Origin of the sequence: Actinophytocola sp., from assembly GCF_036402745.1 — a bacterium.
In the GTDB taxonomy this organism is placed as follows: Bacteria; Actinomycetota; Actinomycetes; order Mycobacteriales; family Pseudonocardiaceae; genus Actinophytocola.
Genome location: NZ_DASWSJ010000005.1, coordinates 1 through 8,664, shown reverse-complemented (window position 1 = coordinate 8,664; position 8,664 = coordinate 1). Strand labels below are relative to the sequence as shown.

10 protein-coding genes and 1 pseudogene are annotated in these 8,664 nt (G+C 72.0%); 5 read left to right on the top strand and 6 right to left on the bottom strand.

Annotated features, from left to right (window positions below):
• Nucleotides 1-72: 72 nt before the first annotated feature.
• On the bottom strand, nt 73-303 hold the full coding sequence (locus tag VGD70_RS00480; RefSeq protein ID WP_331076928.1) for a hypothetical protein: 231 nt from the start codon (nt 301-303) through the stop codon (nt 73-75).
• 114 nt (nt 304-417) lie between these two features.
• Between VGD70_RS00480 and VGD70_RS00475 the strand changes: the two genes are divergently transcribed.
• The gene (locus VGD70_RS00475; RefSeq protein WP_331076926.1) at nt 418-1,776 is read left to right on the top strand and encodes a helix-turn-helix domain-containing protein; all 1,359 of its coding nucleotides are present in this window, start codon (nt 418-420) and stop codon (nt 1,774-1,776) included.
• A gap of 14 nt (nt 1,777-1,790) precedes the next feature.
• Here VGD70_RS00475 and htpX read toward each other — a convergent pair whose 3' ends face one another.
• Entirely contained in the window at nt 1,791-2,657 is an 867-nt protein-coding gene (gene htpX / locus VGD70_RS00470; RefSeq protein WP_331076924.1) for a zinc metalloprotease HtpX, read from the bottom strand.
• A 96-nt stretch (nt 2,658-2,753) separates the two neighbouring features.
• A complete protein-coding gene (locus tag VGD70_RS00465) occupies nt 2,754-3,518 on the bottom strand; it encodes a siderophore-interacting protein (protein ID WP_331076922.1) in 765 nt (254 codons plus the stop codon).
• Nucleotides 3,519-3,602: 84 nt separating this feature from the next.
• On the opposite strand from VGD70_RS00465, the gene VGD70_RS00460 reads away from it, so the two are divergent.
• The 3 genes from VGD70_RS00460 to VGD70_RS00450 are packed head-to-tail and all read left to right on the top strand — an operon-like array spanning nt 3,603 to nt 6,399.
• On the top strand, nt 3,603-4,970 hold the full coding sequence (locus tag VGD70_RS00460; protein ID WP_331076920.1) for an amidase: 1,368 nt from the start codon (nt 3,603-3,605) through the stop codon (nt 4,968-4,970).
• Nucleotides 4,967-5,515: a TetR/AcrR family transcriptional regulator gene (locus tag VGD70_RS00455; protein WP_331076918.1), complete on the top strand. Its 549-nt coding sequence runs from the start codon at nt 4,967-4,969 to the stop codon at nt 5,513-5,515. The genes VGD70_RS00460 and VGD70_RS00455 overlap by 4 nt, the downstream gene beginning before the upstream one ends.
• Before the next feature lie 59 nt (nt 5,516-5,574).
• Nucleotides 5,575-6,399: an SAM-dependent methyltransferase gene (locus VGD70_RS00450; RefSeq protein ID WP_331076916.1), complete on the top strand. Its 825-nt coding sequence runs from the start codon at nt 5,575-5,577 to the stop codon at nt 6,397-6,399.
• Here the strand turns inward: VGD70_RS00450 and VGD70_RS00445 are convergent.
• Together VGD70_RS00445 and VGD70_RS00440 are read right to left on the bottom strand one after the other, a co-directional pair.
• Complete coding sequence (locus VGD70_RS00445; RefSeq protein WP_331076915.1) at nt 6,358-7,566, bottom strand: MFS transporter; 1,209 nt, start codon at nt 7,564-7,566, stop codon at nt 6,358-6,360. The two genes, VGD70_RS00450 and VGD70_RS00445, sit on opposite strands and share 42 nt — an antisense overlap.
• Nucleotides 7,563-8,147, bottom strand: coding sequence for a helix-turn-helix domain-containing protein (locus VGD70_RS00440; protein ID WP_331076914.1), 585 nt, complete (start codon nt 8,145-8,147; stop codon nt 7,563-7,565). The genes VGD70_RS00445 and VGD70_RS00440 overlap by 4 nt, the downstream gene beginning before the upstream one ends.
• A 114-nt stretch (nt 8,148-8,261) precedes the next feature.
• Between VGD70_RS00440 and VGD70_RS00435 the strand changes: the two genes are divergently transcribed.
• Complete coding sequence (locus VGD70_RS00435) at nt 8,262-8,465, top strand: hypothetical protein (RefSeq protein WP_331076913.1); 204 nt, start codon at nt 8,262-8,264, stop codon at nt 8,463-8,465.
• Nucleotides 8,466-8,554: 89 nt separating this feature from the next.
• Here VGD70_RS00435 and VGD70_RS00430 read toward each other — a convergent pair.
• Nucleotides 8,555-8,664 (bottom strand): annotated as a pseudogene (locus VGD70_RS00430) (amidinotransferase); the annotation flags it as partial.

The window sequence follows — 8,664 nt, the reverse complement described above, 5'->3', positions numbered from 1 at the left end:
CCGCCACACCAGCTACAACGGCCCGGTGACCTGCGACAGGTCGCCGGGCCGTTTGTTGTGGGTCGGGCAGGGTCAGTCGCCGGGTTTCTTGGGGTCGTTCTTGGTGTTTGGGGGGCCGCTCAGGGTGGCGACCATGTCGGTCACGCAGCGGGCGGCTTTCAGGGCGTAGTCGCGGCGTTGTTTGCTCACGAAGATGCCCACGAAGAGGATCAGGCCGCCGAAGACGATCGCTATTCCGGCGACCAGGGACCGGGCGGCCGACACCGCGCAGCGCAGCATTGCTGGCGAGCCCAGGGTCGGCATCGACACCTCCCGCGCGGGGTCGTGGGTGATCCGTGGTAGTACAACCTAGGTACAGGGTGCTCTGTTGTGGAGCAAGTCGCAAGGGTTGGGCTACGATTACGGCCGAGGTGATTCATGGACCAGGCGGCTACGTCGCGGCAGCTCGCGAGGCGGATCCGGCTTCTTCGCACACAGCGTGGCTGGTCCGCTCAGCAACTGGCCGACGCCTGCGCCGACGCGGGGATCGACTCGCTGACCAGGGCCACGATCGCCAAGCTCGAGTCCGGCATCCGGCAGTCGGTGACCGCTGACGAGCTTGCCGTGCTCGCTCGCGTTCTGCGGATGTCACCCACGCGGCTGCTCGCCGCGGAGTCAGCCGCCGAGGCGTTGTTCGGCGCCCTGCTCGACTTGAGCCGGCAGGCCGGCAACCCGAGCATCGCCGAGCTCGCCCGCAAGCTCGAGCTCCCCCGGTCCGCCGTCGCCGACCTGTTCCGCGGCCGGGCACTCCCCCTCTGGCAGACGCTGGAGCCGGTCGTGCGCGAGCTCGGCGGCGACACCGGCCAGTTCCTGGACCTGTGGCGGCACGCGTCCGAGGGTGACGGCGCGCGGCTGCTGACCGAGATCGCCACGGAGCCGCGGGACGGCGGCAACCGACACGCGAATGTCCCGTGGATGGACCTCCTCGAAGGACTTCGCCATCCGGAGACCCAGGCGGACCCGAACAACAAGAAGTCGTTCGCGCTGACCCTCCTCTTTCTGGAAATCGGCCTGAAGATGGTCGACGAGGATCTCGGAGAGCGAAGCGGTCCGGCGTTCGGCTGGCGCCAGATTTCGCGGGAGCGCGTCGTCAAAGGCGCGATGAAGCTCGCGGAGGAGCGCGGACCCGACATCGACTGGGACGGAGTGCGGTCGGAGTTGGGGGCGTTCAAGCATCGCTGGGCGCTGATGGCCGACTATCTCCAGGATCTCGTGACCTATGCGTTGTACTCGCCGCGCTGGCGGGACGCTCTCGACCTCGCCCGGGCCGAGCTACTCGGCGGCCTCGACGACGTGGCGACCGGCAAGGCGAGGTTCTCGGACCTGATCCTGGCCGTCGCCAAGAAGGACATGTCGCTACGACTTCGGTTCGCGCGGTACCTGGTCTTCCAGCTCACCCTGACGGTGGACGCCACCTACAGCCGCGTCGCCCAGAAGGCGCAAGCCCAGTTCTACGAGGTGTACTCCCAGACCTGGGTGAAAAGCTACGACGAGGCACTGACGAAGCTGGGACTCAAGCTCCGCCCCGGCGTGACCGTCGAGACATTGGGCAGGCTCTTCGGCTGCCTGGCCCAGGGACTCACGATGGTCGTCACGGAGACCGGCGACGACTCGCTGACCAAGGACGACAACGACAGGTCACTCCTTGCCGAAGGGGTGATGCTGATGATCCTCGGCTCGATCGACACCGGCGACGACCGATCCAGCCGCGAGGGTGTCGACGCGCTCATCGGATGACCCGCCGAGGGGCGTCAGCGGAGGCCTTTGCGGGCCATCTCCTCCAGGCGGCGGATGCGGTCCTCCATCGGCGGGTGGGTGGAGAACAAGCGGGCCACCCGTGCGCCCGGGCGGAAAGGGTTCGCGATCATCAGGTGGGACTGGGTCACCAGCTGGGGTTCCGGCGCCAGCGGGGCCACTCGGGTGCCGTGCTCGATCTTGCGCAGGGCGGAGGCCAGGGCCAGCGGGTCGCCCGTCAGCTCGGCGCCTGACTGGTCCGCCTGGTACTCGCGCGACCTCGACACCGCCATCTGGATGATGCCCGCCGCGATCGGACCCAGGAGCGCCAGCAGCAGGAGCGCGATCGGGTTGGGCCGGTCGTCGTCGGCGCCGCCGAACAGGCCCGCGAACATCGCCAGGTTCGCCAGCACGCTGACGACGCTGGCCAGGGCGCCGGCCACGGACGAGATCAGGATGTCCCGGCTGTACACATGGGACAGCTCGTGGCCCAGGACCGCCCGGAGCTCCCGCTCGTTCAGCAGCTCGAGGATCCCGAGCGTGCAGCACACCGCCGCATTGCGGGGGTTCCTGCCCGTCGCGAACGCGTTCGGGGCCTGGGTGGGACTCACGTACAGCCTGGGCATCGGCTGGCGGGCGGACGTCGCCAGTTCGCGGACGATCCGGTACATCGTCGGCTGTTCGGCCTGGGAGACCGGCCTGGCGTGCATCGCGCGGAGGGCCAGCTTGTCGGAGTTGAAGTAGGCATAGCCGTTCATCAGCAGGGCGATCGCGAGGCCGATGAACACCGCGGTGCGACCGAACAGCGAGCTGATCGCGATGATCAGCGCGCTCATCCCGCCGAGCAGCAGCGCGGTCTTCAGACCGTTGTAGTGCCTGTGCACTCCTGATCCTCCGTCGAGTCGCGCGAACTCCCTTACCGAGCAACGCTCTCCGGTCGGCCGAAGTTCCTATTCGCAACGAATGCGCAGGTCAGCAGGTCAGCTGCCGGTCTCGCCGCGCCGCCAGTACGTCGTCGGCCGAACCCCACCGCGAGGGTAACCACGCTGGTCCAGAAGATGCGTCCGCAACGCGACCATCGACGAACGCTCCCCTGCGAGCCACGCGTCCACCCGGCCCTCGGGCAGGTCCGCGGCGGCGACCGCCCCGGCCAGCGAGCCACCGGCGGCCCGGTGCACCCAGGTGGCCTCGACCGGCAGCGGCAGCTCCTCGTCGGCGTCCTCGACCTCGACGAACACCCTGCTCACCGCGCCCTCGGGCAGCACGTCGAGGATCGCCGCGATGGCCGGCAGCGCGGTCTCGTCGCCGGCCAGCAGGTGCCAGTCGGCGGTGGGATCCGGCTGGTAGGCGGGCGAGGGGCCGACGAAGATCAGCCGGTCGCCGGGACGCGCCCGCTTGGCCCAGGCCGACGCGGGGCCGGGAGCGTCGTGCAGCACGAAGTCGAAGTCCACCTCGTGCGCCTCGGGGTCGTGCCGGCGAATGGTGTACGTCCTGGTCAGCGGCCTGACCTGGGCCCACATCGCGCGCGCCGACCCGAATGTCAGCGGCTCGGGCAGCTCGACGTCGTCGGGGTAGAAGTAGAGCATCACGTTCTGGTCGGTGCCGGCGCTGACGAAGTCGGCGAGCTCGTCGCCGCCGACGGTCACCCGGGTAAGCCGCGGGGTCACCTGCTCGACCCGCCGCACGGGCACCCGCCACAGCTTCGTCGCCGGGCGGCGTGAGCGCCTGGCCGTGTGCACAGTCATCGGCTCCATCCTCGCACTACCGCACGTGCGGACCACCCCGCGCCCGGGTACTGTTCGTTCGAACGAACAACTCCGGGAGGCACCATGACGACCCTGTTCGCGGGGCTCGAGACCCAGGCCGCGCGGCTGGCGGCCGGCGACGTGTCCTCGACCGCGCTGGTCGACGAGGCGCTCCGCAGGATCGACACCACCCAGCCCACGCTCAACGCCTTCCGCCGGATCCGCGCGGACGCCGCCCGCGCAGAGGCCACGCAGGCCGACCGGGCGCTCGCGCGGGGCGAACGCAAGGCCCTCCTCGGCGTCCCGGTCGCGATCAAGGACGACCTCGACCTCACCGGCGAGCCCACCGCGTTCGGCTGCGCCGGCGACTTCCCCGCCGCCGAGCGCGACGCCGAGCTGGTCCGGCAGCTGCGCTCGGCCGGCGCGGTCATCGTCGGCAAGACGAACACGCCGGAGGTCGGGCTGTGGCCGATCACCGAGGGCGAGGCGTTCGGCGTCACCCGCAACCCGTGGCATCCCGGCCACACGCCCGGCGGCTCGTCGGGTGGCTCGGCGGCCGCGGTCGCCGCGGGGCTGGTGCCGGCGGCGGTCGGCTCGGACGGCGCCGGCTCGATCCGCATCCCGGCCGGCTGGACCAACCTCGTCGGCATCAAGCCGGGCCGCGGCACACTGCCCTCCCCGGAGGCGTTCAACGGCATCACCGAGTGGGGCCCGCTCGCCCGCACCACCGCCGACGCCGCGCTGCTGCTCGACGTCCTGGCCGGCGGCGACCGCGGCCGGTTCCGCGCCGCGGCCGGCCGCACGCCCGGCCGGCTGCGGGTCGCGCTGTCGCTGCGGCCGGCGTTCGCGCTGGTCCGCGGTCTTCGGCTGGAGCCGGAGGTGCGCGCGGCGGTTGTCGGCGTGGCCCGCCGGTTGCACGAGCTGGGCCACGAGGTCGCCGTCGACGACCCCCGCTACGGGCTCATCGGCCTCAACTTCCTCCCCCGCTCGCTCGCCGGCGTGCACGACTGGTGCGCGGGGGCACCCGACGAGTCGCTGCTGGACTTCCGCACCCGCGACACCGGCCGGATGGGCGCCCGGCTCGCCGGCCGCGCGCTGCGGTTCTCCAAGCGGTCGCTGGGGTTCTTCCAGCGGCGGGTCGGCCGGATCTTCGACCGGGCCGACGTGGTCCTCGCGCCGACGTCGGCCGCTCCCCCGCTACCGGTCGGCGCCATCGACGGCCTCGGCGGCTGGCACACCGACCGGACGGTCATCAGCGCGTGCCCGTACACCTGGCCGTGGAACGTGCTGGGCTGGCCGGGGGTGAACGTGCCGGCCGGGCTCACCGCCGCCGGCCTGCCGGTGGGCGCGCAGCTGCTCGGGCCCGCGGGGAGCGAGGAGCTGCTGATCTCGCTGGCGGCGCAGCTGGAGTGCGTCAGCGGCTGGGCCGACCGCACGCCGCCGGTCTCGTGACCACCCGGGAGCGCATCCTGCACGCCGTCCTGCGGGTGATCGGCACCGACGGCGTGGCCGGCGTGACCAACCGGCGGGTCGCGCGCGAGGCCGAGGTGTCGCTCGGCTCGATCACCTACCACTTCGCCTCGCAGCACGAGCTGCTGCGGGAGGCCATGCTGCTGTTCGTCGCCGAGGAGACCGCGCGCCTGTCCGGCGTGGCCGAGCGGCACCTCGACCAGCCGGTGACGCTGGCGGAGGCCGCCGCGCTCGTCGAGCGGATCGCGCTGCACACCCGGTTCGGGCACGAGGAGATCGCGCCGCTGGAGCTCTACCTCCAGGCCGGCCGCGATCCCGGGCTGCGCGACGCCGCCGCGGAGTGCTTCGCCGCCTACGACCGGATCGCCCTCACTGTCCTCAGTGGACTCGGCGTGCCGACGCCGGAGCGGCTGGCGGGACCGGTCGTCGCGCTGGTCACCGGCCTGCAGCTGCGCCGGCTCGCCACCGGCACGGCAGGCGCGAGCATCGCGGACGCGGTCACGATGGTGGTGCGCGGCGCCGGTTGATCTTGCGCGTACCCTCGAAGGTGCCCGTTCCTCGCCACCGCACCGAAACGGAGCCCGCGATGAGCCCCGAGCCACCGCCGACCGACATCCCCGAGGTCGACATGGACAAGCCCAACGCGGCCCGCATGTACGACTTCCACCTCGGCGGCGCGCACAACTTCGCCGCCGACCGGATGCTGGCCGGGCAGGTGGAGCAGGTCGCGCCGTGGGTCAAGTACGTCGCCCGCATCAACCGCGCCTGGTTGCACCGGGTCGTGCGGTTCATGATGGACCAGGGCGTCCGCCAGTTCCTCGACCTCGGCTCGGGCATCCCCACGGTCGGCAACGTCCACGAGATCGCGCAGCGCGCCGACCCGGCCGTGCGGGTCGTGTACGTGGACTACGAGGCGGTCGCCGTCCACCACAGCTACGACCTGTTGAAGGACAACGACAACGCCGCGGTCGTGTGGGCCGACGTCCGCCAGCCGCGCTCGGTGCTGGAGCACGCCGAGGTCGGCCGGTTGATCGACTTCTCCCAGCCGGTGGGGCTGCTGATCGTGGGCCTGCTGCTGTTCATCGACGACGAGTACGACCCGGCCGGGCTCGTGAACACCTACCGCGCCGCGTGCGCCGAGGGCAGCTACCTGGCCATCTCGACGATGAGCCAGGACGAGGCGGACCCGGAGACGGCCGGGCAGCTGGCCGGGCTGCTGGGGCTCTACGAGGGCGCCGACGAGCGGATCACCCCGCGGGACCGCGCCACGATCGAGAGCTGGTTCGCCGGCACGACGCTGGTCGAGCCGGGGCTCGTGCTGCTGGACGAGTGGCGCCAGGACGACCGGCCGTCGACCTCGCCGGCGCGGTTACTGGGCTACGGCGGCGTGGGGCGTATCGGCGCGAGCTGAGGCGCGCCGGGTCGCCAGCACGAACACGCCGCTCAGCACGTAGAGCGCGGCCTGCACGTCGAACAGCGCGGGGAGCCCGACCGTGTCCACCCCGGCGCCGGCCACCAGCATGCCGGCCGCGGTACCGAGCGCGATCGCGGCGAACGCGGTGCTCAGCAGCCGGCCGGTGGCCGCGGCCGGCACGGCGGTCTGCAGTGTGGACAGCAAGCCGGTGGACGCCACCACACCGGGCACGCCCTGCACGATGAACAGTCCGATGTAGACACCCAGCGCGGTGGTGACGTGCGGGCCGTTCCAGGTCAGCGCGGACAGGACGCCGAAGGTGAGCGCGCCCCAGCCGTACATGCTGGCGGGCGCGACCCGGCGGGCCAGCACCGCGACGCCGACGCCGGCGGCGAGCCCGCCGATGGCCTGCACGCCACGAAGCAGGCCGACGCCGTCCGCGCCCACGCCGAGCACGTCGAGGACGAACGGCACGAAGAGCACCAGGAACATGCCCTGCGACACGGCCATCGCCATCATCGCGGTGCCGGTGACCCACAGCCGGCGGTCGTGGCGGATCAGCGCGAGCCCATCGAGCCACTCGCGCAGCGCCGGGCGGGTCCCGGCGCGCGCCGGGCGGGTGCCGAACCGGGCGAGGAGCGCGAGCGCCGCGGCGAGGAGGACGGCCGCGTAGCCGGCGAAGACCCAGCCGATGCCGCCGAGCGCGAACAGCAGGCCGCCGAGCCAGGCGCCGACCAGGCGGGAGACGTTGGTGCCGGAGCCGAGGAGCCCGTTGGCCGCGGTGATCCGGTCCGGGCCGACGAGCTCGACGACGAGCGCGTTGCGGGCGGGCTCGAACAGCGCGGCGAGGCCGGCCTGGCCGGCCATGACGACGTAGCCGAGCCAGATGGTGTCGCCCATCGCGAGCAGCGGGGTGGCGACGAGCGCCTGGCCGACGCAGACGAGCAGGAGCAGCCGGCGGCGGTGGACCCGGTCGGCGAGGACGCCCGCGACGGGGCTGAGCAGGACGGCCGGGACGAGGCCCACGATCATCATGGCGGCGGTCGAGGTGGCCGAGCCGGTGGCCTGGTAGACGAGGATCGGCAGGGCGATCTGGAGCATCCACTCGCCGGTCTCGGAGCAGAACGAGGCGAGCCAGAGGCGGGCGAACCGCGCGTCCCTCATCGCGGCTGTCCCCTTTCGAGCCTCGGGAAGGCGCGAAAGCCCGCGTGCACCGGCCGGGCGCCGGGCGGGGCGTCGGTACGGATGGTGGCGACGTAGGGGCGGACCAGGTCCTCGATCTGCTGCGCCAGCTCGCCGAGCTCGGCGGCGGTGATCCGCAGTGCGTAGGTGTTGACCCCGCCGGCGTCGCGCCATTCGGGGCCGAGCTCGTCGGTGCGGTCGAGGAAGCGCTGGGTGAGCTCCTGCTCGTCGGCGAGGGAGGCGCCGAAGACGGCGAGCTGGGCGGCACGCATGGCCGGGTCGTCGGCGACGCTGCCGAGCTCGAGGCCGACGACGCTCGCCTTCCACGGCCGCTGCCTGGCGTCCCCGGCGTCGGGCTCTGCTTCGACCAGGCCGAACTTGGCGAGCTGGCGCAGGTGCCAGCTGCAGTTGGAGGCCGTGGAGCCGACCGCCTCGGCGCACTCGCTGGCCGTACGCGGGCCGACGGCCATGAGGTAGCGCAGGAGACCGGCGCGAAGCGGGTGGGCGAGCGCGGTCATGAGCTCGACGTCGCGGACCTTGCGTCGCTCCGGCAGCCGGACCATCCCGCCTCCTCTGATCTGAAAGCATCCTTTCGAAAGGATCCTTTCAGACTGGTCGGCGATTCGTCCACCCTTTCGGGATGGTGTTGCCGGCGCCGGGTGTCGCACACTCTCGCCATGACTGACCTGGGCACGACGTTCGCGACCGCCCTGGCGGCGAAGGACGCGGCCGCGGTACGCGCGGTGACCGCCCCTGACCTGGACTTCCGCGCGATGACCCCGCGCAGGTTCTGGGAGGCGCACTCCCACGAGGACCTGCTGGACGTGCTGTTCGCGAACTGGCCCGCCTGCACCTGCGCACGGAGGCCGGCGAGTCCCTGATGGAGCAGCAGATGTACTACCAGTCCTCGGACGGCCGCATCAGCTGGGCCCGCATCATGTGCTCGGGCTCCGTCCCGATCGAGGACTGATCAGCGGTCGCGGATCTCCATCGTGCAGCACTTGGGGCCTCCGCCGGACTTGCGGAGTTCGGAGATGTCCACGAAGTAGGGCTCGTAGCCGTGGTTGATCAGCTGGTCCG

Bases quoted from the DNA above. Each gene is read 5' to 3' on its own strand.
- VGD70_RS00475 (WP_331076926.1), top strand. From the start codon at position 418: ATGGACCAGGCGGCTACGTCGCGGCAGCTCGCGAGGCGGATCCGGCTT.
- VGD70_RS00445 (WP_331076915.1), bottom strand. From the start codon at position 7,566: ATGAGGGACGCGCGGTTCGCCCGCCTCTGGCTCGCCTCGTTCTGCTCC.
- VGD70_RS00460 (WP_331076920.1), top strand. From the start codon at position 3,603: ATGACGACCCTGTTCGCGGGGCTCGAGACCCAGGCCGCGCGGCTGGCG.
- VGD70_RS00435 (WP_331076913.1), top strand. From the start codon at position 8,262: ATGACTGACCTGGGCACGACGTTCGCGACCGCCCTGGCGGCGAAGGAC.
- VGD70_RS00480 (WP_331076928.1), bottom strand. From the start codon at position 303: ATGCCGACCCTGGGCTCGCCAGCAATGCTGCGCTGCGCGGTGTCGGCC.
- VGD70_RS00440 (WP_331076914.1), bottom strand. From the start codon at position 8,147: ATGGTCCGGCTGCCGGAGCGACGCAAGGTCCGCGACGTCGAGCTCATG.
- VGD70_RS00450 (WP_331076916.1), top strand. From the start codon at position 5,575: ATGAGCCCCGAGCCACCGCCGACCGACATCCCCGAGGTCGACATGGAC.
- VGD70_RS00465 (WP_331076922.1), bottom strand. From the start codon at position 3,518: ATGACTGTGCACACGGCCAGGCGCTCACGCCGCCCGGCGACGAAGCTG.